Genomic DNA, 23,558 nt, shown 5'->3' on the forward strand with positions numbered 1-23,558 from the left:
TTTGTTTTCCTAAAAGTTAATGTTAATTTTCATTTCGATTTTTTGGTCCTTTTCAACCGAATGTAGGTTTGGACTTGCCGGACTTACGGGAACTTCCTGAAAGAAAAAGGAAAATGTGGCCGGAAAAGTAAGTAGTGCTGCGTTAAACAAATACGTGCATGCTAAAGATATTAGAAAAAGCTGATTTAAACTTTTATGTTTATTAAATTCTCCGTTTGGTTCCTCGATCCAAAGGATAGATCCGTCGCTTTGCGGAACGAATAAAGGCGTTTTCCCCTCCGCGTTTTTAGCCGCTACAAATTCGTAAACGCTCCCAACTGCAAACAATGCGGTCAGCCCCATCAAAGTAAATCCGCTTTTTGTATGTCCTTGCTTTTTAATGTAATAACCAGGAATTAAATAATCCAGAATTGTAATCGGTTGAATTTCTTTTTCTTTCGGAAGCGGGGGATCAGGATCTTTCTTTTCTTCGGCTGCCTTATAAAATAAAGACGCGATTTCTGCTCTCGCGACGAGGACCGGATTTACATCCGATTCGTTTTGAACGGAAATCGATTCTTCGTTTACGCTTTGAATCGGAGACAAAATTTCCTTTTGATCTTTGGAGGTGATCCGCATTTGCAAGCCGGTTTTCGAAAGTTGTTCTAAAATTTTCGTAGACGGCTCTTCTATGTTGATCGATTCCAAATCTTTGAAAGGGGCTCTGAGATAACGATTGTTTTCGTCCACGTAATAAACAGTGTTAACGTTAAGTTTGATAAGTTTCAGATTACATTTCGATTCCGGTTGTTCTTTGAAACGGATACAAAGACGGTTTCCCGGTTCTTCGAAAAATACTTCGGCTATATCTTTTTTGAGGATTTTTATGTCCTCGCCGTCGGTCGTGATGATGATATGATCGGATGTTCCTTCGGTTTCTTTCAAATCGCCCGAAAGTTGTTCCCCCGACTTTAAAATCACTCGATGTGCCTGAAGATGCGCCGTTAGAAAGGCAAAAAGTAAAATGAAGATAGGAATTTTTCTCATTTCGACAACTCGATTTGAATCGGAGCATTCAGGCTGATTTTCTTTTTGGAATTTTTTTCGATCAAAGTAATGGATTGATCGTCTTCAAAAATCGCTTTTAGGAACGGAATTTTTTCCTTGTTTTGAACGAATAAAAGTTTGTGAGGACTCTTGATGGAACTCTTCATAAGGCCGATCGAGTCGATTGTGTAAGTGGCGAGGGTAATCGGAAAATGAGCCGAAAAAAGTTTGGTTTCATCCCCGTCTATGACGATCTTATCCCCGTAAACGGGAACGGAATCGGAAACTTGAATGGCGATATAGTTCTTTGCTTCTACTTTGGCTTCTTCTTCCGTTTTTCTTAAAAACGCTTCCGACTTGGAGACTACTTCTTGGAGTTCTGCACTCAGAAGACTTTTCTTTTCGTCGATACGACCGGATTTATTGAGATTCAATAAATTCTCTTCTGCACTCGTATGTTTTAATTTTTCGGACGACGCTTTGATTTCCGCGGCCTCGCTTGCGTCTCCGAGCCTTTCCGCGTTTTTATCGGAGATTTTCGCGATTTCAGTTCCCGCGTTGTAGTAATGACCCAACATCATCAATCTACGATTTGCTTTGATTGCGATCTCTTTGTCCGTTTTGGAAAAGGCGAGTTTTGCATATTCGGTGATCGCCGAACTTTGATTTCCTGTTTTTTCGAGAGAATACGCTTGGATGTATTTCATCTCCGCGGAAGTCATATCCGCTTTTGCGAATTCTTCCAAAACCTTGGAATAATTCCCTTTTGCAAAATAGGCTTTCGCTCTCGATTCGGGGCTGTCGAAATTTTCCTCGATTTCTTTGGCGCTTTGTTTTGATCTTTGAATGATCGCGATTAAAATCTCCGCGTCGTTTGCAAATACCGTTCCTGGATTGTTTTCCAAAACGGATTCCAAATCTTTGAGTGCGTAATCGAATTCTCCCTGCACCGCCAGACAAAAACCTTGGTGCAAAAGAATGAATCCGCTTTCTTCCGTTCCCTTGGTAAACGTATCCGAAGACTCTCCATAGGCTTGATAAGCCTCTTTATAAGCTTGATTTCTTTCCAAAGCGAAGGCGTGTTCCAAAAGACGAATTTTAGTCGAATTGATCTCGAAGTCAATCGGAGGTTTGCCCGTGACAAAACGGACCGAATTGATTAAAACGGATCCGAAACTTTGTAGAATTCCCACGCTGAAAGTTTCCAGTTGATTACTTTCGATCAAAGAACTCTGTAGATTGTTCAGATTCATCTCCGCTCGAATGTTGTCTTTGTTGGAAAGAATACTTTCGAACTTAGATCTTAGAATTTCACTCGAAAACGAAAAATTGAAGAGCTTTCTTTTTTCAAGAGTTACTTTCAGTTCGTAGAGTTTTGTATCCAGTACGATCAGTCCGAAAAAAACGATCAATAGGAATCCGAGAATTGCGATGAAAAAACTCTTTTTCATTTTAAGTGATCTCTAAAATTCCGAAAGTGACGTCGTCCGGGAAAATATTTGCAAAAGAATGAATTTCATTTCGGATCTTTTCCGTGAGTTCCGAGATCGGTAGAGTCGCGTATTTTTGAAACGTATCCAAAAGACGATCGTCTCCGAATTGTTCGGTCGTTTCGCTGGTTGCGTCCAAAACTCCGTCGGTGTAAACGAGAATCTTATCACCCGGAGAAGTTTTGATTTTTAAGACGCTGTACTCGTCCGGAATGCCGATCCCGAGTACGAATCCCGTAGACTCGAGTACCACAATTTTATTTTGTTCCTTTCGGTAGTAATAGATCGGGTTGTGTCCGGCGCTGCAGAAGTAAGCGTATCCTCCTTCCTTTTCGAAAAGAATGAAAATCCCGGTCGCAAAAAAAGTTCCTTGTAGAGTTTCAAAGAGATTATCGCTGAGCCGGTTGAAAATATGCGCCGGGTTCACGGTCTCTTTCATGATGTTTTCCACGTTGTAGTGAATGATGGAAGTAATCAACGCGGCGGAAACTCCGTGTCCGGTTGCGTCCGCTAAAAAGAATGCGGTCCTTGTATCGTTGATTTCGATGATGTCGTAGATGTCTCCGCTGACTTCCCGCATCGGTTGATAAATAATTTCTACGTCGATCAAATTGAATTTTTTTCTTCTTTCGGGAAGAAAACATTCCTGAACGTTTTTACCGATTTCCAATTCCGTTTGGATTTGAGCGTTTTTGAGTTTGAGGGTATCGAATTGGGAAGAGATTTGTTCCGCCATTCCGTTGAACGTATTGCCTAACGCGTCCAGCTCGTCTTGAGCGGAAACGTTCCAGGAAATCCTCGCGTTCAAGTTTCCGGTAGCCATCGTTTCGCTGACTTCTTTCAAAAGAAAAAGGCGAACGAAGATTTTTCGATAGAGGAAAATTCCGAAAAGAATGTGAAACGCAAAACCCCAAACCAATAATAAGCCGAGTTGAATGTAAAGGGATCTGAGCCGGTCCACCATTTCTTTCATCTTAATCTGAGAGATTAAAAATGTTTTTGGGTTTAGATAAAAGATCAAGTTTACGATAAAATGATCAGTGTCGAGTTCTATATCGTACGAAGTGTTCAAGGCCGCTTTGGCGTTGCTCATATTCGTAAGTTTCGTTTTGAGATCCGATACGGAAGCGGTGACGCCGTTCGAGAGAAGAGTACGGGTTTTTTCTAAAGAATTGTCCTCGGCCGTAATTACGGAGAAATTTGTGAGCCCAATGCTGAGAAGTTTGGTCTGAAAGTCTTCGGTTTGTGAAGAGTCTTCAAAGTTAATATTTCCGAAAGATTCTATTTTTTTAAGAATTTCGCGGGCAACACGATCCGATTCTAAAGTAAAATTGGAAATGAGAAGATCGGTTTGATTTTCAAAGATCATGACCGCTACAAAAGTAAGATTCACGACGGTTAAAATCGTATAGATGACGATAATTTGTAGTCGAAGGGATTTTTTCATGATCAAGATAGATTATCGTTCTTTAATGAAGCAAAATCATTGCATACTATAAAGTGAATCGTTTTGTTTCCGGAAGCCCGGACGGAGGATCTGCGTCACAATGGTTGCAAAATTAGAAAAAAGTTTTTGACAAATCCGATAAAGACATAGAACCGCAATATTCCGTCGAAGAATGTTTCGGAGAAATTCTTTTTTAAGCTTGCAATATATCTAACGTATTAGTGGAAATACATGTTTCGACAGATCGATCAAAGCGAAAATTTTTTCGGTGAATTTTCCGATTACAACTTTTTATAATGAGTAAGAATTTTTTGTCCTAAAAGTTTTACGCGTTTTTGTTTCAACTACGAAAGCCGTGCGCGCCCATTGTACTCTGAATTTCTACGCGAGAAAAGCAAAAGACGATTATAACCAACGTAAGATAAGTGCAACTTACTTTTAAGAAAATTTAAAGAAACCAAAACGCGATAAAACCGAACTTCGTTTTCTTTTTTTACTCGAATTTTTTAACAATTCGAATAGGAAATTCGAACGGTAATATCTTTTCTTTGAATTTGAATTTTAAATCGAAGTAAACATTTTATTTTAACGTGAGTTCTTTGTAAAAATGCGAAAGCGATTGAAGTGGAATCAGCAAATTGGAATGACGAAAAAATTTCTCTTTTAGAACGATCTATCAATTTGTTGATTGGGAGCATAATGTTGCGACCGAGGAAACTAAGGCAGATGCCTTTCTATGGATCGCTCGACATGCCCGAACTTTTTCCAAGATTCACGTTATTTTAATTTTGAAAATCCTTCTTATATAAGAAATAAAATATTTCCAAATGAAATAATATCTTATTAGAACCGCTGATCGCAAAAGAGACTTTGTATTGATTTTAAAAAAGGCTTTGATTTTTTGGATTCCGATTTGTTTTGAAGAACGACGTTACGCTTTTAGTCCGTGAAAAAATGCGGGAGAATCCAATGTCCGAAATTCTTGTCGTCTTTACGGATTTAAATTGCCTTTCTAGGAAAATCATAGGAAAGGATACATCGAAGGAAATCCATTGTTAGGAATATCTGTCATTCTTTATCTGCTTACGACGATTCTCATCGGGGCTGTGGCTTCCCGATTTGTAGGAGATTCTAAAGATTACATTCTTGCGGGTAGAAGATTACCTTTGTTTCTTGCTTCTTCAGCCTTGTTTGCGACTTGGTTCGGTTCGGAGACTTTGCTCGGAGCGTCATCCCGTTTTGTGGAGGACGGAGTTCTCGGAGTCATTGAAGATCCGTTCGGAGCGGCCCTTTGTCTGTTTCTTGTAGGGCTTTTTTTTGCAAGACCTCTCTATCGTATGAACATTCTTACCTTCGGGGATTTTTATAGGAATCGATTCGGAAGGAGGGCGGAAATCCTTTCGAGTGTTTTTATGATTCCCTCTTATTTCGGTTGGATCGCCGCCCAGTTTGTCGCTTTGGGAATTATTTTTCATTCTTTAGCGGATCTTCCCGTATCGACAGGAATTTTTGCGGGAGCCGGAGTCGTTTTGATCTACACGGTAATCGGCGGAATGTGGGCGATATCCCTCACCGATTTTTTACAAACCATTCTTATCGTATTAGGACTTGCTTATTTAGTTTGGGATCTCGGTTCGAAAGCCGGCGGTCTAAGCGCGGTGCTTTCTTCCGTTAAGCCGGGTTTTTTTAGATTTTTTCCGGAGATGAATTCCAAAAGTATTCTTACTTACGTCGCTGCTTGGATGACGATCGGACTCGGATCGATTCCGCAGCAAGATATCTTTCAAAGAGTGATGGCTTCCAAATCGGAAAAAGTCGCGGTCTATTCCTCTTTATTGAGTTCTTTCTTTTACTTAAGTGTGGCGCTTTTGCCGTTACTCGCGGTTCTTTGTGCGAGAAAAATATATCCGGAAATTGCGAGAGAAGACGCGCAGATGATTCTTCCGAAAACGGTATTGGCTCATACGGGGCTTTTTACGCAGATCCTATTTTTCGGTGCCTTGTTATCCGCGGTGATGAGTACGGCGAGCGGGGCGATACTCGCTTCCGCGTCGGTTTTAGGGGAGAACGTGGTTCGTCCTTTTGTCAAAAATCCGAATGAGAAAACGCTGCTTGTAATTTTAAGAATTTCCGTCGTGGCGATCACGTTAGTTTCTCTTTCTATGGCGAACACTAAAAGTAATATTTACGAACTTGTTTCTCAGGCTTCCGCTTTGAGCCTTGTTTCCCTATTCGTTCCGCTTGTGGCGGGACTTTTTCGAAAGAATTCCACTTCGACCGGAGCCGTATTTTCCATGGTTACGGGTTTTGGCGCATGGCTTTTTTGTAATATACTTTCTTTGGAAGTTCCGGCTTCGATTCCCGGATTGATTTCGAGCTGGCTCGGATTGTTGTTCGGCGATTTTTTGGAAAAACACGGTTTCGGATTTAAAGAACGAACATAAAGTATTTTGAATCTTCAAAATTGAAACTCAGGTGAAACGCTCTATGGATCGCGTTGATTTCACAACTACGTTGTGAGCGACTCGCGACGCGAAACTCAACCTCGCTCTCTACGGATCGCTCGGTAATGCTCCGCTGCTCGTTCGCTGAAACGCTCTCTATGGATCGCGTTTCAGGGCGCAGCGTTAGGGATCGATGCGGGGTCAAGTTATTGGAATTACGGAAATTGAATGTTTTCGGTTAGACGCAATAACTTGACCGAAGCGGAGAGCCCGGCCTGCGCTTTTCCATTTTGATTTTGTTGTACGACTTATACAAGCGCAGGAACGCCAGTCTCGAGTTAGTTTGTTAGGAGTCGGTTTTCTGAGGTTAATGCGATTTTTTGCAGTTATGAGTAGCGTATATTTGAAGGACGTTTTAAACATTTTTTTTCGAACGTTTAAAAAAGCTTATACGATGAATCATCGGATCTTGATAATTTCTTTCCAAAGAAGTGTTAGGCGTCTGAAAATGACAAAATACGATTTCGGAGATATGAATGGCTCCCGTTTTAGATGATTCCACTGCGTTTGAAAGAACTCAAGAAGCACAATCCAGATTGAGCGAAGCCTTTCAAGGTCTTTGGCTTGAAAACGAAATCTGTCTTGCGATTGCGGGCGGAGGTTGTAAGGCGTTTTACGGATTGGGTTTCGGTCATGAATTGAAATCCTGGGGATTAAAATTTAGAGAAGTTTCCGGAGTGTCTGCGGGAGCCGCGATGGCGCTCTGCTTGATTTGCGGCGACGAAGAAGAATGTGTTTCCTTTTTTGAAAACATAGTTCGAAAAAATCCCGCGAATTTTTATTTCAGTCGTCTTTTCAAGGGCGAACGGATGTTTCCACACGAAGAAATGTATCGTAAGACGATTCGATTCGGAATGGACTTTCAGAAGATCATTAAATCCGGTACCAAGGTATTCATCCATACTTTGAGGGCGATTCCTAAGGAAGACTCTTTAAAGAATAAGTTCAGGTTAGCAAGATCAATCGCTGAAACCGCTAAGGCGTTTTTAGAGGACGAAAGAGATAGGAAACGCGGCTTGAATACGGAAAGAATGCAAAGAGTACTCAGAAATTGGAATATGAAAGAAGTCTTATTTACGGAAAAAGATTTCGAGGATGAAAATACCGTGGAACAGATCATTCTCAATTCCTCTTCCGTACCTCCCGTTGTTTCCGTTCAGAGCCTTGATAAGGAATATTATTTCGACGGAGGTCTTACCAACAATCTTCTTCTGGAAGCCTTTCCTCCGGACAAAAAGACGATCGGGATTTATTACGAACCGACCACAATCGTCGGGAAAGATCCGAAACTTTTAGAAAGATGTTTTTTGCAATCTCCTTCGGAACCTTTACCGATCACTTCCTTTGATTATACGGATCCGGTCGGCGTACGAGGGGCCTATGAACTCGGGAAACAAGACGCTCGGTTGAATAAGGACAAAATCTTTGAATATCTTAAAAGAGATTGGGTGAAGGCGGTTTCTTCGTTTCGGTAATGTTGGAATATTTTTGCGTAGATTGCGCCGCTTGTTTTCGTTTTTGCCGAATGGTTTTGTCCCGAAATCTGAAAATGTGGGAACTCCTGCTTATTCGTTCCTGAAAAAGATTAAAATGATGAATAACGAAAATGAAACCAGAAGAAACCTCGAAACACCGGAATCAAAGTGAACTTTTTCGAAACAGATTAGGCCAGATTATTAAAGCCGATGCTAAACTCGTTCGATCATTCTTTTTTCTCAATCGGCATCCTATTTATACGACTGAGTAGTAATTGACCTTCATTCAAAGCTTTTATAAATTATTAGAGGAGGTGAATAAGATGAGAAAAATAATTGTTTTATCATTTATTTCATTAGATGGAGTCATGCAAGCGCCCGGTGGACCCGAGGAAGATACGTCGGGCGGTTTCAAATATGGCGGTTGGACTGCACCATATTTTGACGAAGTTTCTCGTAAGGTCATGGAAAGACAGATGAAACCTGCAGATTATCTTTTGGGTAGAGAAACATTTGAGATTTGGGCCGATTACTGGCCTGAACATGCAGACTTTTGGCCTGGCATCAACGATGGCACAAAATACGTCATGTCCAAGACCATGAAAAAGTCGGATTGGAAAAACTCAGTATTCGTCGAAAGTTTGGCAGATATCGAAAAACTCAAAAATTCAGAAGGTTCGGACATTCAAGTTTGGGGTAGTGGTAAACTCGTTCAGCTGCTACTTAAGAGTGATTTAGTGGATGAACTATGGCTTAAAATATTTCCCGTTACGCTCGGCACGGGCAAACGTTTGTTTGGTGATGGGACCAACCCGGCGGCATTTACATTGATAGAGAGTTCCGTTACACCAAGTGGAGTGATTATCGCCAATTACAAGCGAGCCGGAAAAGTCAAAACAGATACTGTTGGGGTTTAGAGAGAAATAAAATGAGATTGTTTCATCATGCGGATGGAAGGCCGAACCAAGACTGCACTACCAACTTTTTAAAGATGCTAGAGGTGGTGATATACGTGCAATAACTTGACGACGAAAAGTGCGAACCGCTAACAATGTTGCTGGGATATTTCAATGGAAATTAAACCAATAAAATCTAAAAAGGATTACGATTTTGGCCTCAAAGAAATGGAAGGACTTTGGGATGCAAAGAAAAATACGCCTGAATATGATAAATTAGATATTAGAGTTGTTGAAAAATTTCATAGTTCAAACTTACACAGGATTGCTGACAACGCCGATAACACCATTCGTTGAATTCTCCGTTTGTTCCTATCTAAGTGTCTCCAAGTATTTGCCAAGGTTGCCAACATGTTGTTTACCACCTTCAATTGCGCCGTATTTTCTATTAACTCTTTCAAGTTCTTCTTTGTTTGGGAAAATCTGTTCCATTGTTAGGTTTGCACCTTCACCGGCTTCCTCAAACATAATTTTCGATTGAAAATCAACATCCTTAGCGCCTTCACCGTCGCCAAGATGTTTATAGTAAATGTAATGAGGTTTCTTAATGTCTATAAATTGAATCCTGTTTTTATAGTCGTGTCCATCAGGGCCATGCATGATGATTGTCTCGACGTTATTTTTTATCACGGGATTTCTCCTTTTTTATTTTTAAGATATATTTATCCAAATTATCTAAGCGCTTGTTCCATAGATTCTTAATATCCAGTAACCAATCTTCCATTTCATTAATTCCCGAGTTATTAAGACTATAGATACGTTTTTGTGCCTCCTTCTTCATCTGAAGAACCTCCGTGAAAGTTCTCGGCATTCAAAAAAGTCGAAATCAAAAGTAAGCCAAAAAGAAATATCCAAAACCGTTATAAGATATAAAAATCGGATTTCCGATAGTTAAGGACCGTTTAGAGACTCGGAAGACAACATAAATCGCCTCAAATCAATGAAAGTTTTCTTCCAAGCGTAAACCCCGTTAAGTTGCGGCCGGTATTTGCAGCAAAGCTTTGTTAAAATGTAGATAACTTCTTTCTCTGCTGTCGGAAAGATTCAAAATATAAAAATACGACCTGGAAATTACGATTGTTCTTAGACGCTTTTCTTAAAAACAAGTGTATTTATGATACAAGAACTTCAGCTTCGCGTCGTTCCGGAGATAGCGGGTCAGGACGAGGCGCTCAAAACGTATGTTTCTAAAAATTTAAAGATCAACGCGCAAGAAATTCGTCATATTGAAGTTTTGAATCGTTCTATAGACGCAAGACAAAAAACGGTCTACTACAATCTCAAGGTTTTGGTTTTTATCCGGGAAGATTTTGTCGAAACGCGGATCGTATTACCGGATTTTCCCGATGTGTCTAACGCAGAGGAGGTCATCGTAGTCGGCGCAGGACCGGCAGGTCTTTTTGCATCTCTTCAACTGATCTTATCCGGATTCAAGCCGATTCTTTTGGAAAGGGGTAAGGACGTGATGAAACGTCCCTTCGACTTGAAAGAAATAAACATTCATCATAACGTAAACGAAGATTCGAACTATTGTTTCGGAGAAGGCGGAGCCGGAACATACTCGGACGGAAAACTTTATACGAGATCCAAAAAAAGAGGGAACGTTCGTCAGATTCTCGAAATGCTCGTGGCATTCGGCGCAAACAGAGACATTCTCGTAGAAGCTCATCCCCATATAGGAACCAATAAACTTCCAAAAATCGTAAAAAACATCCGAGAAAAAATTTTGGAAACGGGCGGAGAGGTCCGCTTTGAAAAAAGGGTGACCGATTTTCTATTAAACGGAAGTTCCATTCGAGGAGTCATTACGAAAGACGGAGATAAAATACATGCAAAAAATGTAATTCTTGCCGCCGGACATTCTGCGAGGGACATCTTCGAGTTATTACATCAAAAAGGAATCGAACTCGAACTCAAGCCGATCGCGGTAGGCGTTCGGGTGGAACATCGCCAATCTCTGATCGATTCCATTCAGTACGGATGTGAAGTGAGAAGTCCTTATCTTCCGCCTTCTCCTTACGGTATCGTAAAACAAGTGGATGGAAGAGGTGTATATTCTTTTTGTATGTGTCCGGGAGGGGTGATCGCGGCCTGCGCCACAAAACCGGAAGAGATCGTCACAAACGGTTGGTCTTCTTCAAAAAGGGCGAGACCTTCCGCAAATTCCGGAATTGTTGTCGAGTTGAGAATGGAAGACTTCAAACCTTTTTCCAAATACGGCCCTCTCGCAGCGATGGAGTTTCAAAAAGAGATCGAACGAAAGGCTTGGATTGCGGGAGGACGCACGCAAAAGGCTCCGGCGCAAAAGCTAACGGACTTCGTTCAAGGAAAAATATCTTCCGAACTTCCCAAGACCTCCTACACTCCCGGGATCACCTCGGTTGCGTTAGGCGATGTTCTCCCGCACTTCGTTTATCAATCCTTGCGGAAAGGTTTTCAGGAATTCGATCGTTCTATGAAAGGTTATCTAACGAACGAGGCGGTCGTTCACGCTCCCGAGACGAGAACTTCTTCGCCCGTTTGTATACCGAGGAATTCTAAAACCTTACAACACGTTCGAATCCAAGGACTTTATCCTTGTGGAGAAGGCGCGGGTTACGCGGGAGGAATCGTATCCGCGGCGATGGACGGAATTCGATCCGCGAATGCCTGCGTTTTAGCAAAAGAGTAGAAGCGTTTTCCTTTTAGAATAATTTTCAGATTCTATTTTTATAATATTAAAAATTCATAAATTGGTTGTTGAGTTTTTCCAGATCCTGAATCAGGTCCGTCGGTTTCGGCTGAATCGTTTTGGCGAGTTTCATACCGTCGTCGATCAGATCGAGAATCAATTTTTTCTCGGCGATTGCGCGTGCGGAAGGCATGGACTTTCTTTCGTTTTTGTAAATGGAAGCTTTTTCGTCAATGATGGAAACGATCTTATTCAACGCGTGAATTTTTGCCTGTTCTTCCCCCATAAAACCCTCCTTCTTTTAGAGAAGTTTAACCGGTTTGAAATTCTAGGAAAGCTTATTTTTGAATTTGTTTCCGCAGAACGGCCGTTACGGTTTTCCTTTCCAAGCAAAGAAGTACGACGCAGATAAGAGCGTTTCCCAGAGCCAGAAAGAATAACAATCCCCCGTCGTTTTCCTGTTCGATTCCGATTACGAATAAATGGGAAAAAACGGCGCCCGACATGAGTCCGAGCCCGAGCAAGGAACCGAACCAATTCCAACCCGGAACAAACAAAAGGATCGAGACGATAAGTTCCAAAATTCCGGTTCCGATTCTTCCCCAAGGTTCCATCCCGAGTTTGGAAAAAATCGCGACCGACTCGGAAGCTCCCGTAAATTTGTAAAAGAGAGTTTGTAAAAAAATCAATGCGACGATCGTACGCAGACAGTATAAAAAAATTTTCTTTTTAGAAGAGTCGGATGTAGACAAGAAGGTTTCTCCTCGGGATTCTTGGGCTTCTTCGCATCGAAGTCAAAAACGGTTACACCTTCCTACGAGTTTATTCCAATTCCTCACATAAAAAAACCCGAAAACCGATCGGCTTCACAACGGGCTATCCTTTCGAAACACATCGCTCTTTTTTTAAAAAGACGAGGACAAGTTTACCGATACATTTCATCGATCTCTTTTTTATACTTATCCGCCACTACGTTTCGTTTGATTTTCATCGTTTGAGTGAGTTCGTCTCCGGGCTCGAATTTTTTTTCAAGAATTCTAAAACTCGAAACCTTTTCGAAATTCTTAAAACCGTTTTCGCTCGAAACCAGACTTTTGATTTCGTTCTTAAAAATTGCGAGAACGTCCGGATCTCCGTTTAGATTTCCCACTTCGCTTAACATTTTGGACTTAAGTTCCTTTAGATATTTTTCCAAGACCTCTTCGTCCGGAACGATCAAGGCTCCTAACGTTTTCTGATCGTGTCCGACCACCATCGCTTGATGAATGAACCGGCTTCGAACGAGCGCAAACTCGATCGGTTCGGGTTCTAAATTCTCCCCGCCTAAAAGAACGATCGTATCCTTGGCCCTTCCCGAATATTTTAATTCTCCCGAAGTCGTCCAAGCTAAAAGATCCCCCGAATTCAACCATCCGTCCGAACTCAAAATATCCTTCGTTTTTTCCGGTTCCTTGTAATAACCCTTCATTACGTGATCACCCTTATGCCAAGCGATTCCTTTGATACCGGGTTTCGTGATTTCCTTTCCTTTTTCGTCCATCAGTTTGATCTGAACTCCTGGAATACAACGTCCGAGAGTTCCGACGGTGATTTCTCCGAGAATTCGTCTCGTTGAAATGCCGGATAACTCGGTCATTCCGTAACCTTCCAAGATCGGAATCCCGATCGCATTGAAGAACGTGTCTATATACTGGGGTAAAGCTCCGGCTCCGGAAAGTGCGAATCTCAATTCTCCGCCTAAACCCTGTTTGATCTTTTTAAAAGCGAGTTGTGCGATTTGATTCGGAATCCAGAGAAGAATTGCGATCCAAAGTGAAATCAATTTTTGCCACAAGGAAGCGAACGTGGATTGTTCCGTTAAAGAATATTCCAAACCTTGCAATCTGGAAATATGTTTATAATATGTGATCGCTATTTCCTTAAACGCTCCGAATAGCGCCTGTTGAACGGGGGATGCGTTTCTCGCCTTATCGTGAATCTTGTTGTAAAGGCTTTCCCAAACTCGGGGAACCGAAAGAAGCAATGTCGGTTTAATATCAGAAAGATCCTGACTCAAGGTGGATATGGAAGTGAACGCTTCCGCGCCTCCCGCTCGGATACAAACCGTTTCGACCAATCTTTCCGCGATATGCCAGGGAGGAAGATACGCCATACTTCTATCGGTCGGATACACGTTCAGATCTTCCCCCTGCAGAGCGCTGTCCACGTTAAACACTATGTTCTTGTGGGTCAGCATGACACCTTTGGGTTTTCCCGTGGTTCCGGAAGTATAAACGATCGTAGCAAGATCGTCTTCCCGGATCGCGGAACCTCTTTTGTGAAACTCGTCCTTTCCCTTGTCCTGGATCCAGGTTTTTCCTTTTTGGATTAAGTCGTTTAACAAAATGATTTCGAAAGGTTCCGTGTCGGAAAGAGGACCTTTTTGATCGAATAAAACTATTTTTTTGAGATGGGGAAACTCCGACTTTCGACCCAATACTTTTTTTAAAGCGACTTCGTTTTCCAAAAACGCGATCGAACATTCCGCGTGATTGAGAATATAACGAAGATCGTCTGCAGTGGAATCCGTTCCTCTCGGAACGTCCACACAACCGACGTTCGTGATTCCCATACTACACCAGAGCCAACGCGCGCCCGAATCCGCGATCAAACCGATCGGAGTTCCGGGTTCCAATCTTAAAGAAATCAGTCCGCAACCGATCTGCTCCACGGTTTCATAAAGATTTTTGAAACTGTTCGCTTGATAATTTTTACCGTCCGGTTTGTAGTATTGCGCCGTCGAATCTGCAAAGGCTTCCGCGGAAGCTTTCATGACGTTGTACAAGGTTCTGGATTGGATTTTGGGGATATTAGCGGTTTTCATAGCGGTAGAATTTTATGAAAACCTTTCATTCAGTCGAGAAAATTTTTGAATCTCGATTCATTCCTTTCTAAAAAATCGAATTTACCGCTCCGCGAAAATTCATTATACTCAAAGATCAATTTCGTAACTCGACAGTTTGAGGTTTTTTAAAATGCCGAGAACAGTACGATAAGAAGGACGCCGCAAGTGGTTACAAATCAAATCCGACCGGAAGAATCAAAAACGAACTCTCTCCTCAAAAAGATCGGGCAAAAGTTCGAGTTTCTTATCGACTTTAAGAATCTTTTTTACCTGGGAATCCGAGCCAAACTTGCCATTTTTACGGGGACCTTGATCGCAGTTACGGTTATGATCCTTTCCGCGATAGACGTTCATCAACAGACCGAAATTCTCACTCGGAATTACGAGAAGGAAGCCGCGATTTCCAAACGTTATATTTCGGACTTGGTACTCGAATTGGAAAATCTTTCCAGTAGTCTGATCCGAGTGGAATCCTTTCGCGAAAGGGTCAAACGGCAAAGCCAAGCGTTACGCAAATATAGAACGAAAGTGGTCACCCAAGAGACGAAAGAAGTCAGTTTTTTAGGATTCAAAACGAAACTTTTCGGAGTTCTGGGAAAAGAACGTAAGTCGTCCATTAGAGATACTTACTATTCCGTTTATCTTTCCAAAGCCGACATCGACGAACTCGAAAAGAATACGAAATCCCTACTCAAAAATCCGAACGGCCTTGCCGTTTCGGATGCGATGTATTCCAAACTCAAAAACATCGCACATCAAGTCGCGGTTTTGGAAGCGGATCTGAACGAACAAAAACAAAAATTGGACGAGTTGCATTCCCTTGAAAAAACTTCCGAAAAGGAAAAACTGGATTTGGAGCACGGACTGGACAATCTGAAAACCGGAACCGAAAAAGCCAGAAATCAGCTGGATCATTCCATTCTCGAACTTGCGCTTCCGAAACAACATAAAAAAATCGAAGATCTCGGACTCAACATGTCTCAGTATAGAATTCAGACTTTTCCGGTGATCTCCAATCAGATCAAGGAGAACCTGACTCCTTCTTTCGATACGAAAATTTTTAAACCGGACGTTTCGATCAACTCGAACATTTTTTTACGGGATATCGACTTGAATCTGAAGGATTCGATCACAAAAATTCTTTCTTTGGATTTCTCTCAGGACACGGATAAGAATTCGTACACGATCGGTAAGATGGAACTGCAAACCTTGTATTCTCCGATCTTTAGAAATCAAAGTTCCACTGAACGAGCCGACCGGCTTAGAAAGGAATTGCCGGACTTCGCGAAACGTTATCTGCAACAGGACGCAAACACCGCGGCGCAGATTCGGGATTTGGTCGTTCCTTTGAAAAAAAGGATCCAGGAACTGAAAGCGAAAAAACCGCCGCTTCCTCCTTTCAAGGATAAAACTTTCAACGATCTTTACGTTCGTTATTCCAAGCTAATCGCGGAAAGAGAAGCCGGGTATGAAACGTTTCGAAACCAATATTCCGAAGATAAAAAGGATTTTAAGGAAACCCCGCAAAAAATTAAAATAGGAAAACAAAAAAATCCGATCAAAACGGAAGTTTCCTTTCCAATTCAAAGCGAGACGGACCTTCTCATCGACGCGTTAGGCGAGCTTAGAAACGCGGGACTTGAAGATCTGATCGTATTGCGGTTCAGTCAAAATTCGGGAACTTATTCCGATTATTTGAGAGATCCGAAAGAACAGAATTTATCCAAACAAAGATGGAAGGCGATCCGGGAATGGATTTATTCGGGTAAAAGCGAAGCGCCGACCCCTCAACTCAAAAAATTAATTTCTCACGGAATCATCGCGAACTCAAGAGGGGAAGCCGAAGAGATTCTTTGGAACTTGGACTCCAAACCGCTTCTTGCCGAATCGGGAGACGAGGTCAGTTCCGCGATCTTATCCGCAAATCTTTCGGGAATTTCAAGGACTCTCGTGGACCGCACGGAAGGTCTGGAGATGGTGCAAAAAAATAAGAACTCGGCGATCGTAACCGCCTTCCTCATCTGCGCGGCGGCGCTCGTATTTGCGATTTTGATTTCGGGTTTTGTGGTTCAAAAGATCAAACGAATCATCTTTCACGCCAGGGAAGTCGGTCAGGGAAATTTGGAAGTTCAATTCGAACAAGGCGGTAAGGACGAATTTGGGACTCTAACGGTGGCCTTAAATTCCATGGTTACGGGCCTGAAGGAAAGGGAAAAGATCAAAAACATTCTCGGGACGATGATCGATCCGGTGGTAGTTCGAGAGGCCATGGTCGATTTGGCCGCTCTCAAACGGGGGAGCGAAAAAAGGATCACCGCTTTTTTCTCGGATGTAGCAGATTTTTCGAATATTAGCGAAAAGTTAACTTCCGTAGAATTGGCGTCGTTGTTAAACGAATATCTTTCGGCGATGACGTTGATCCTGAAAAAACACGAGGGGGTTTTGGATAAGTACATCGGGGATGCGATTGTGGGAATTTTCAACGCGCCCGTGGAAGTGGACGGACATTGTGTCAAGGCGGCGCGGGCCTCGGTCGAGATGATCGAAACTCTCGAAAAACTCAGACAGGAATGGAAAGGGAAAAAAGCTTATATTCCGGAAGCACAAGCGATGCAGATTCGGATCGGACTCAACACGGGCCTCGCAAAAGTGGGATTTATGGGAACCGATTCCATTTCGGCTTATACGATGATGGGAGACACGGTAAATCTCGCGGCGAGACTCGAAGCCGCCGGTAAGGATTACGGTGTCAGTATTTTGGTCAGCGAGGTCGTTCAACACGAGATCAAGGACGAATTTTTTACGAGACTTTTGGATGTGGTTCGAGTCAAAGGGAAAAACGAACCCGTTTATCTCTACGAACTCATCGGAAAGCCGGATAACGTTCCCGAAAGAGTCGAGGCTTCCGTGCTCGAATTTTCCAAAGGTTTCGAAGCGTATCTCAACCGGGAATGGTCCTTAGCTCAGGAACTGCTCGAAAGTTCTCAGATCACGAGAGGAATCAGAGATAAGGCCGCGGTTCTTCTCATCGATCGTTGCGAGGAATACAAACACAGTCCTCCGGAAAAAACATGGGACGGAGTTTATACCAGAACTCATAAATGAAAAACGGACTCGGCTCCTAAGAAAAAAAGTCCGCTGAAAAATATCCAAAAAATGGAATATTCTTTTTTGAATTTTAAGAATAGGACGCTGAGTAGGACCCAAAATAAAACGAGCCAATTTGTTTGCGTTAAGGGATTTTGAATCCAAAGTCCCATTGTAGTTTCCGGTTTGAGCAAAATCGATTTTGCAAAGAAAATTCCCAGATATAAGATCACCGCACAAACGCAGGCAGTCACATAACCGAATACGGTTTTGAGTAGTGCTGACTCCTTGGTTTTCTCCACGAGACTCGCGCCTCCCAGAATCAATATAAAGGAGGGAAGAAAGGTATAATAAACGGTTAATAGAAGACTCCATATTCCCGCGCTTATAGAACCAAAACGATGAGCTCCCGCTAAAAATCCGATAAACGTAAGAACCATCACAAGCGGACCGGGTGTACTTTCACCGAAAGCCAATCCGTCGATCATTTCGTTTGTGCTGATCCATCCCGCTTGTTTGGTCGCAAAGTCCGCGACGGTGGGAAGAATCGCGTAGGCGCCGCCAAACGTGATCAAGGCGGTCCTGGTAAAGAATACTATCATTTCTTTCCAAAACAAGAATTCTGATTTTAATAAGAATAAAATTCCGAGAAAGGGCAGGACCCAAAGAATCAAACCGATGCTCCCGACCCGACTGAGATTTTTTAAAATTTCAGAAGTTCTAATCCGTTTTTCGTCAAAGACCGTCTGCAAATCCATTCTTTCGTAAGAATTATCTGTGTTTTGAATATTCTCATTTTTGAATATGAATGTCCGTTGTTTGAAATTTTGGGAAGGCCGACCTTGCTCGTTTTGAGTCGTTTTATGAGCTGGTTCGGTGAAATCGACATTCTCGTCCGAATTGCGTTTAACATTGTAAAAAGCGACCACACCTAAAAACGCCGAGCACAAAAGAAGAATCGGATAAGAAACTTCAAAGAACAAGATTCCGATCGTAGCCAGAATCCAACAAAGGATTTGCCCGTTGCTTTTTAAACTCTTTAGAACCAGATTTCCGAAAGCAAGTAAAATGATCGCGAGGATCGCAGGTTTGACGCCGTTTAAAAACGAAACTGCGTATGGAACGGAACCATAAGAAAAGTAGAATGTACTAATTCCGATAAAGATCAAAACGGAAGGAAGAATAAACAACAAACCCGCGAGAATTCCTCCCTTGGTTCCGTGTAAGATCCATCCCAGATAGGTCGCGAGCTGCTGCGCTTCCGGACCTGGAAGGATCATGCAGTAGTTGAGCGCGTGCGCAAACCTATCTTCGGAAATCCATTTCTTTTCTTCCACGAGAGCCTTGTGCATAAGGCTGATCTGTCCGGCGGGACCGCCGAAACTCAACCAACCGAGCTGAAACCAAAAACGAAGCGCTTCTCCGAAAGACGGAATCAACTCGGAAGTCTCCCGAACTTAAAGAAAAGCGGCCATTCCACGATTCTTCTTTCGTCGGCGCCCCAAGAATTTCGAATTTCCATTTCGACTAGACGTACGGGATCGGATTCATTTTTTTGAATGTATTTTTGTACACTCGACCAGGTTCTGAGATAACCCAATACTTGATCCACGGTCCATTCTTCCTTCATACTGAAAGTGGGCGGAAAAATTTCTTCGAAAGGGAAGGGAATCGTTTTGTATTTTTCTTCCACGTATTTTCTTTCCGGCGGCCAATAAGAACCCGCGATTTCTCCGTAGAGTTTGTCCACGATTTTGTCGATTTCCGGACTGATCCCGTGTAGACCGTAACCCCAAATCGCAAGGATTCCTTTTTTTTTGCCGACTCGCACCGCCTCTTTGTAAAAGGGTTCAAAGTCGAACCAGTGAAACGCCTGCGCTACCGTGATCAAATCTACTTCATGATTTCCTAATGTAGAGTTTTCGGCTTTGCAGACTCTGTATTCCACATTCTGACGAGGTTCAGCGTTCGCGATTTGATTGGCGCTCGGATCGCTCGCTATGACTTTGTCGAAAACTTCGGCGAGAGAAACCGCCGCCTGACCCGTTCCGGTTCCGCAGTCCCAAACTACTTTTCCGTTTGGAACCAGGCTTTTGAGATATAAAAAGAAATCTTTCGGATAACCCGGTCTGAATTCGGAATAAGAAGAGGAGTGGGAGGAAAAATGATCTCTGAAACTCATACGATCATGCTTTCAGAGATCATCGCGCAAACTCAACTCGGAATTTAGAAACTTCCGTCCGGGTGTTTCTTAAATTCCTTTTGATTGATAAAAAGGTACTGATACTGGATTTGTTTTCCGTCTTTTGTTTTGGCTTGTACCATCAAAGGAAGAAAGGTCGATTTCCTGGAAAAGTCCGGAATTTTCACCGTATAATCCGGGGATGAATTTTCCGAGATTACGTTCTTACTTTTGATCGTGATGGTTACCGATTCGGGTTGAACTCCTTCGAGATGGATCTTAAACTCTTGGCCCGTTTTTACCCAGGCTCCGTCCTGAATGGAAATGGAAATTTTAGGAGGAGGAGCCATCGTCAAAATGGAGTTAAACGCCGACTGGGACTGACCCCAAGGAACCAAGGATCTATGAATGTTGTAAACGGGAGTTCCCGGAAGATTTTTTCCCGGATTGACCGTAAACGCCATTCTGTAACCGATCGCTTTGGCTTCCTCGATGACTCTCGGATCGAAAAGACCGAAAGGATAAGCGAGATCGATTACCTTTCTGCCGGTTTTTGTTTCTAAGATTTGTTTGGATTCCAAAAGTTGTTTTCGGATCAACGCGCGGCTCATCGTAGGAAGTTTCGGATGATATAAGGTATGAGAACCTAGATCCAGAACTCCGCTGTCCAAAGCGCTTTTTAACTGATCCCAGGTCATGTAATACTTCTTACCCGAAGAGATGATCGAAGGGTAGATAAAGACGGCGGCGGTAAAGCCGTATTTCTTCAACAGGGGAACCAAAACTTCCGAATGTGTTTTGGAGCCGTCGTCAAAAGTCAAAAGGATCGGTTTGTCCGGAAAGTCCGAAGGTTTTTTACCGTTGATATAAGCGTAAAATTGATCCAGACGAACGGTTTTGTAACCGGCGGCTTTCAAGAATTGAAACTGTTCTTCCAAAAGATTGGGATGAAGATTGTAACCGCCCATCGGTCCGCCTTCGGCGGCTAAGTGGTGATAACATAGAACGGGAACTCCGCCTCCGGAAACCGATTCGACTCCCTGAATCGTATAACTCGGAGTAGGTGGAGTGTCGTCTTTAACGGTCGGAAGCGCGTCTTCGTATTTTTTCTTTTTGGAATTTTTTTTAGAAACGGTTTTTTGCGAAGAATTTTCGGTAACCTTCGGAGTTTCCGAACGTTTTTGTTCCGTATCTTTTTTAGGAGCCGTTGTTTTTTTCTTTTTTTCGGGATTGAGGAAGTCGTCCACGGGCGAAGCCGCGAGGATCGAAGGAACGAGAATACAAAGAATCACAAGAGTTGCGAAAGAATTTCGCATAACGTTCTTATGTTTTTGTGTTCCGTCCTCGGTTCGGTTCTTAGGGTAAAAGAGAATCGTCGTTTTAGGACGGGTCGTAAATAATTTTGTTTGCATGAGAGGTCCGGGAAAAGAGTCTTCGGTTAGTGTTTTAATACCTCTTTCCCCGGCAAGCGATTCCCGGAGTGTATCCAGTGCAGAATTGTGCGAAAGATTTTCCGGCTTCGACGTGTCCCAGGGTTTCCGCTTTTTTCCAATCTTCACAAGCGTTGGATTGTTCTTTTATAGCCCAGTTCGCTAAAGCGCGGTTATTCAACGCATTCGCATAATTAGGTTTCAATCGAATCGCCGAAGAAAGATCTTCGATCGCACCTTGATAATCGAAGGTTTTCATTTTTGCACAACCACGGTTGTTGAAAGCGATCGAATAGTTTTCTCGTTTTTCAATCGCCTGGTTGTAATCGGAAATCGCTCCCGTTTCATTACCGGACTTGCTTTTGGCAAGTCCTCTGTTGTTGAGAGAAGTCGGATTGTCCGGATTTACGTCCAGATCTCTTGAATAAAACTCGATCGCTTCCAAAAATTCCCCGTTCTTGAATTTAGAATTCCCTTGTTGAAAGGGATTCAAATGGGGAGAAACCGGGCCTTCCGTTTTCTTCTGTTCGGAAGAACAGAAAGAAAACAGTGTAATGGTTAGGCAAAAAGTAAAAATCGAAAAAAGTCTCGATCTAAGATCCGGGACCATCTTAAAAGTCTCCGAAAGAAGTTTATTTCTCTTCCTTCTCTCGGATCAATCTCTTTAAGACCGATTCACTGTGGCTGCAAAGTTTCAAAATTCCGCCCTTTGCCGGTTTTTGTTTGTCGAGTCTCAGAAGCTCGGAAGCAAATCGAAACTTTCTGCGTATATGATTTACGGCAGGAATCGAGGTTTTAAAGTTTCTCGCCAACTCGTGATCGGTTAAACCTTTCGAGTTGAGTTCAAAGAACTTCGCTAACTTGTCCTTGTCCCAAACGATCTTCTGGTCCGTTCGGTAATAATTGTGTTGTTCTAGACGTTTGCTGTTACGTTCGTAAGAACCTTGATTCCTCTTCTTTCTCCAGAAGGGATGCCGGTTTCTTGCGTACTTGATATCGTCAATCGTATACCCGGTGGATGTAAGCCATTCCGAAGTGATACTGGATTTTTTGGGCCCGGTCAGTTTCGATTTGATTGATAACTCGATGTACTGCTCCGGTGTCGATGCTGAAAGTAGTTTCCGTTTTTCTTTTTCGTAGATTTCCATATTGTTTTACGCTCATTTAATCTGTTTGGAAAGTATAAACTCGCCAAACTTAAGAACAATACTTACCACAATACGGTTAACTTGAAAACATTTTTCCTAATTTGAAAAGAATTTCTCGAATGTATTTATCGTCTCCAAAAGTACACTGAAGTAATTGAATACTTACTCTCGGAAGTTGCCTTCTTTTATAAATCCGGAATCAATCGAATCACTTGCAACTTCGGGATATACAACTGCCGCTTCCTGATAAGCGAAATGAAGGATTACGTTTAGCAACGGCGTTTGCTATCGAGTTTGAGTTCAAACTGCGCATTTATGAAAATGCTCCAATCCTGCGTTTAACGCCGAGTTAGGCGACTTTTTATTCTTAAAAAACGTGAATCCGTGGAGAAAATTCGGGCTATCGAGCGATCCATAGATTAGTATGATTCTTGGACGTAAGACAGCTCGAAGTGTGATATTCTTGATTCGACGGAGTCAAGAAGGCCGATGGCAGATTGATCGCTCTCTTGGGGCTTAGACCCCGGTCCATAGATGAATCTAAATCGGCCACCGCAAACCAAAGTGTGGCGGCTTAACAAAGTCGACCGCGAATAGGAGTGCTGGTGATATCACCCGGCTTTGTTAAGACCTTCCGCCCTCTGTCATTTTAGGAGAAAAGAAATGAACAGTCAAGAAATCAAGTATGTAGGAATTGATTGCGGAAAGAAAAGTTTAGAGGTTGTTCGAATTAATTCGGAGAACTCGCTCGAACGTCGGCAATTCAGTACAACGGAAAGCGGTATTAGCAGTTTATTAAAATGGCTGACTTTAAATGATATTGTAGGTCTGGAAGCGGGCTCTCAATCTTTTAGAATTGCAAAATCAATTTTAAACAAAGGGATTCAAGTAATTGTCTTGAATCCCGGAGACTTAGCAACGATCTATCAATCTTTGAAAAAGACTGATAAAGAAGACAGTTTAAAAATAGCCAGGCTCATTCAACGTTATCCAATAGAAGAATTACCGGTTGTTCCGATTCCCACGGATGAAGAGGAAGATAATCGGCGATTGTGTACAGAGCATGAGAACTGGACAAGGCAACTGACGCAAGGTAAGAATCGACTTCACAGTTTATTCACTCAAGCCGGTTTGACTGAAATCACCAAAAAGCATTTACGAACAAAAGCATCCAGAGAAGTTTCTGTAGCTTTACTTCCTGATCGATACAAAAAGGAAGCGGAACGAATCTTAAAAGTTTTAGATTTAGTCGAACTAA

At 42.4% G+C, this 23,558-nt stretch carries 18 protein-coding genes and 2 pseudogenes; 7 read left to right on the forward strand and 13 right to left on the reverse strand.

Features of this window, described 5'->3' with window-relative positions:
* Positions 1-9 precede the first annotated feature (9 nt).
* The 3 genes from LEP1GSC194_RS05085 to LEP1GSC194_RS05095 are packed head-to-tail and all read right to left on the reverse strand — an operon-like array spanning position 10 to position 3,963.
* Positions 10-1,026 (reverse strand): LB_137 family protein, encoded by a 1,017-nt coding sequence (locus tag LEP1GSC194_RS05085; protein WP_020772587.1) that lies wholly within the window; start codon positions 1,024-1,026, stop codon positions 10-12.
* Positions 1,023-2,477, reverse strand: a complete 1,455-nt coding sequence (locus tag LEP1GSC194_RS05090; RefSeq protein ID WP_020772591.1) for a tetratricopeptide repeat protein — start codon at positions 2,475-2,477, stop codon at positions 1,023-1,025. Before LEP1GSC194_RS05090 ends, LEP1GSC194_RS05085 begins: the two co-directional genes overlap by 4 nt.
* 1 nt (position 2,478) lies before the next feature.
* Complete coding sequence (locus tag LEP1GSC194_RS05095; protein WP_036041462.1) at positions 2,479-3,963, reverse strand: SpoIIE family protein phosphatase; 1,485 nt, start codon at positions 3,961-3,963, stop codon at positions 2,479-2,481.
* A gap of 1,052 nt (positions 3,964-5,015) precedes the next feature.
* Here LEP1GSC194_RS05095 and LEP1GSC194_RS05105 point away from each other — a divergent pair.
* The 4 genes from LEP1GSC194_RS05105 to LEP1GSC194_RS22895 all read left to right on the forward strand — a co-directional run bounded on the left by LEP1GSC194_RS05105 (position 5,016) and on the right by LEP1GSC194_RS22895 (position 9,195).
* Positions 5,016-6,407 carry a sodium:solute symporter family protein gene (locus LEP1GSC194_RS05105; protein WP_020772585.1) on the forward strand — a complete coding sequence of 464 codons (1,392 nt, stop codon included), beginning with the start codon at positions 5,016-5,018 and terminating at the stop codon, positions 6,405-6,407.
* A gap of 536 nt (positions 6,408-6,943) precedes the next feature.
* Positions 6,944-7,942, forward strand: coding sequence for a patatin-like phospholipase family protein (locus LEP1GSC194_RS05110; RefSeq protein WP_020772602.1), 999 nt, complete (start codon positions 6,944-6,946; stop codon positions 7,940-7,942).
* Between the two features lie 323 nt (positions 7,943-8,265).
* Complete coding sequence (locus LEP1GSC194_RS05115; RefSeq protein ID WP_020772608.1) at positions 8,266-8,859, forward strand: dihydrofolate reductase family protein; 594 nt, start codon at positions 8,266-8,268, stop codon at positions 8,857-8,859.
* 153 nt (positions 8,860-9,012) lie between these two features.
* A complete protein-coding gene (locus LEP1GSC194_RS22895) occupies positions 9,013-9,195 on the forward strand; it encodes a hypothetical protein (protein WP_017808508.1) in 183 nt (60 codons plus the stop codon).
* A 15-nt stretch (positions 9,196-9,210) separates the two neighbouring features.
* Here LEP1GSC194_RS22895 and LEP1GSC194_RS05125 read toward each other — a convergent pair.
* Positions 9,211-9,501, reverse strand: a pseudogene (locus LEP1GSC194_RS05125) (SRPBCC domain-containing protein); the annotation flags it as partial.
* Between the two features lie 13 nt (positions 9,502-9,514).
* Positions 9,515-9,691, reverse strand: a pseudogene (locus tag LEP1GSC194_RS05130) (transcriptional regulator); the annotation flags it as partial.
* Positions 9,692-10,012: 321 nt separating this feature from the next.
* On the opposite strand from LEP1GSC194_RS05130, the gene LEP1GSC194_RS05135 reads away from it, so the two are divergent.
* Positions 10,013-11,569 (forward strand): NAD(P)/FAD-dependent oxidoreductase, encoded by a 1,557-nt coding sequence (locus tag LEP1GSC194_RS05135; RefSeq protein WP_020772600.1) that lies wholly within the window; start codon positions 10,013-10,015, stop codon positions 11,567-11,569.
* A gap of 46 nt (positions 11,570-11,615) precedes the next feature.
* Here LEP1GSC194_RS05135 and LEP1GSC194_RS05140 read toward each other — a convergent pair whose 3' ends face one another.
* The 3 genes from LEP1GSC194_RS05140 to LEP1GSC194_RS05150 form a co-directional block, all read right to left on the reverse strand.
* Positions 11,616-11,855, reverse strand: coding sequence for a hypothetical protein (locus LEP1GSC194_RS05140; protein ID WP_017807741.1), 240 nt, complete (start codon positions 11,853-11,855; stop codon positions 11,616-11,618).
* 52 nt (positions 11,856-11,907) lie between these two features.
* Positions 11,908-12,321, reverse strand: coding sequence for a DoxX family membrane protein (locus tag LEP1GSC194_RS05145; RefSeq protein ID WP_017807742.1), 414 nt, complete (start codon positions 12,319-12,321; stop codon positions 11,908-11,910).
* A 173-nt stretch (positions 12,322-12,494) separates the two neighbouring features.
* Positions 12,495-14,432 (reverse strand): long-chain fatty acid--CoA ligase, encoded by a 1,938-nt coding sequence (locus LEP1GSC194_RS05150; RefSeq protein WP_020772609.1) that lies wholly within the window; start codon positions 14,430-14,432, stop codon positions 12,495-12,497.
* Between the two features lie 186 nt (positions 14,433-14,618).
* Between LEP1GSC194_RS05150 and LEP1GSC194_RS05155 the strand changes: the two genes are divergently transcribed.
* Positions 14,619-17,558: an adenylate/guanylate cyclase domain-containing protein gene (locus tag LEP1GSC194_RS05155; protein WP_020772589.1), complete on the forward strand. Its 2,940-nt coding sequence runs from the start codon at positions 14,619-14,621 to the stop codon at positions 17,556-17,558.
* Here the strand turns inward: LEP1GSC194_RS05155 and LEP1GSC194_RS05160 are convergent.
* The 5 genes from LEP1GSC194_RS05160 to LEP1GSC194_RS05180 are packed head-to-tail and all read right to left on the reverse strand — an operon-like array spanning position 17,549 to position 22,300.
* A complete protein-coding gene (locus LEP1GSC194_RS05160) occupies positions 17,549-18,979 on the reverse strand; it encodes a chromate transporter (protein WP_020772592.1) in 1,431 nt (476 codons plus the stop codon). The two genes, LEP1GSC194_RS05155 and LEP1GSC194_RS05160, sit on opposite strands and share 10 nt — an antisense overlap.
* Positions 18,976-19,722 carry a class I SAM-dependent methyltransferase gene (locus LEP1GSC194_RS05165; protein WP_020772612.1) on the reverse strand — a complete coding sequence of 249 codons (747 nt, stop codon included), beginning with the start codon at positions 19,720-19,722 and terminating at the stop codon, positions 18,976-18,978. The genes LEP1GSC194_RS05160 and LEP1GSC194_RS05165 overlap by 4 nt, the downstream gene beginning before the upstream one ends.
* 44 nt (positions 19,723-19,766) lie before the next feature.
* On the reverse strand, positions 19,767-21,134 hold the full coding sequence (locus LEP1GSC194_RS05170; protein WP_020772597.1) for a polysaccharide deacetylase family protein: 1,368 nt from the start codon (positions 21,132-21,134) through the stop codon (positions 19,767-19,769).
* Between the two features lie 34 nt (positions 21,135-21,168).
* Positions 21,169-21,762: a tetratricopeptide repeat protein gene (locus LEP1GSC194_RS05175; protein ID WP_020772619.1), complete on the reverse strand. Its 594-nt coding sequence runs from the start codon at positions 21,760-21,762 to the stop codon at positions 21,169-21,171.
* Positions 21,763-21,784: 22 nt separating this feature from the next.
* Entirely contained in the window at positions 21,785-22,300 is a 516-nt protein-coding gene (locus LEP1GSC194_RS05180) for an LB099 family protein (protein ID WP_020772611.1), read from the reverse strand.
* 663 nt (positions 22,301-22,963) lie between these two features.
* On the opposite strand from LEP1GSC194_RS05180, the gene LEP1GSC194_RS05185 reads away from it, so the two are divergent.
* Positions 22,964-23,558, forward strand: a 595-nt coding sequence (locus LEP1GSC194_RS05185; RefSeq protein ID WP_036040806.1) for an IS110 family transposase, incomplete at its 3' end; no start/stop codon positions are given.

The organism is Leptospira alstonii serovar Sichuan str. 79601, from assembly GCF_000347175.1.
In the GTDB taxonomy this organism is placed as follows: Bacteria; Spirochaetota; Leptospiria; order Leptospirales; family Leptospiraceae; genus Leptospira; species Leptospira alstonii.

Bases quoted from the DNA above. Each gene is read 5' to 3' on its own strand.
- LEP1GSC194_RS05085 (WP_020772587.1), bottom strand. From the start codon at position 1,026: ATGAGAAAAATTCCTATCTTCATTTTACTTTTTGCCTTTCTAACGGCG.
- LEP1GSC194_RS05090 (WP_020772591.1), bottom strand. From the start codon at position 2,477: ATGAAAAAGAGTTTTTTCATCGCAATTCTCGGATTCCTATTGATCGTT.
- LEP1GSC194_RS05095 (WP_036041462.1), bottom strand. From the start codon at position 3,963: ATGAAAAAATCCCTTCGACTACAAATTATCGTCATCTATACGATTTTA.
- LEP1GSC194_RS05110 (WP_020772602.1), top strand. From the start codon at position 6,944: ATGGCTCCCGTTTTAGATGATTCCACTGCGTTTGAAAGAACTCAAGAA.
- LEP1GSC194_RS05115 (WP_020772608.1), top strand. From the start codon at position 8,266: ATGAGAAAAATAATTGTTTTATCATTTATTTCATTAGATGGAGTCATG.
- LEP1GSC194_RS22895 (WP_017808508.1), top strand. From the start codon at position 9,013: ATGGAAATTAAACCAATAAAATCTAAAAAGGATTACGATTTTGGCCTC.
- LEP1GSC194_RS05135 (WP_020772600.1), top strand. From the start codon at position 10,013: ATGATACAAGAACTTCAGCTTCGCGTCGTTCCGGAGATAGCGGGTCAG.
- LEP1GSC194_RS05140 (WP_017807741.1), bottom strand. From the start codon at position 11,855: ATGGGGGAAGAACAGGCAAAAATTCACGCGTTGAATAAGATCGTTTCC.
- LEP1GSC194_RS05150 (WP_020772609.1), bottom strand. From the start codon at position 14,432: ATGAAAACCGCTAATATCCCCAAAATCCAATCCAGAACCTTGTACAAC.
- LEP1GSC194_RS05165 (WP_020772612.1), bottom strand. From the start codon at position 19,722: ATGAGTTTCAGAGATCATTTTTCCTCCCACTCCTCTTCTTATTCCGAA.
- LEP1GSC194_RS05170 (WP_020772597.1), bottom strand. From the start codon at position 21,134: ATGCAAACAAAATTATTTACGACCCGTCCTAAAACGACGATTCTCTTT.
- LEP1GSC194_RS05175 (WP_020772619.1), bottom strand. From the start codon at position 21,762: ATGGTCCCGGATCTTAGATCGAGACTTTTTTCGATTTTTACTTTTTGC.
- LEP1GSC194_RS05180 (WP_020772611.1), bottom strand. From the start codon at position 22,300: ATGGAAATCTACGAAAAAGAAAAACGGAAACTACTTTCAGCATCGACA.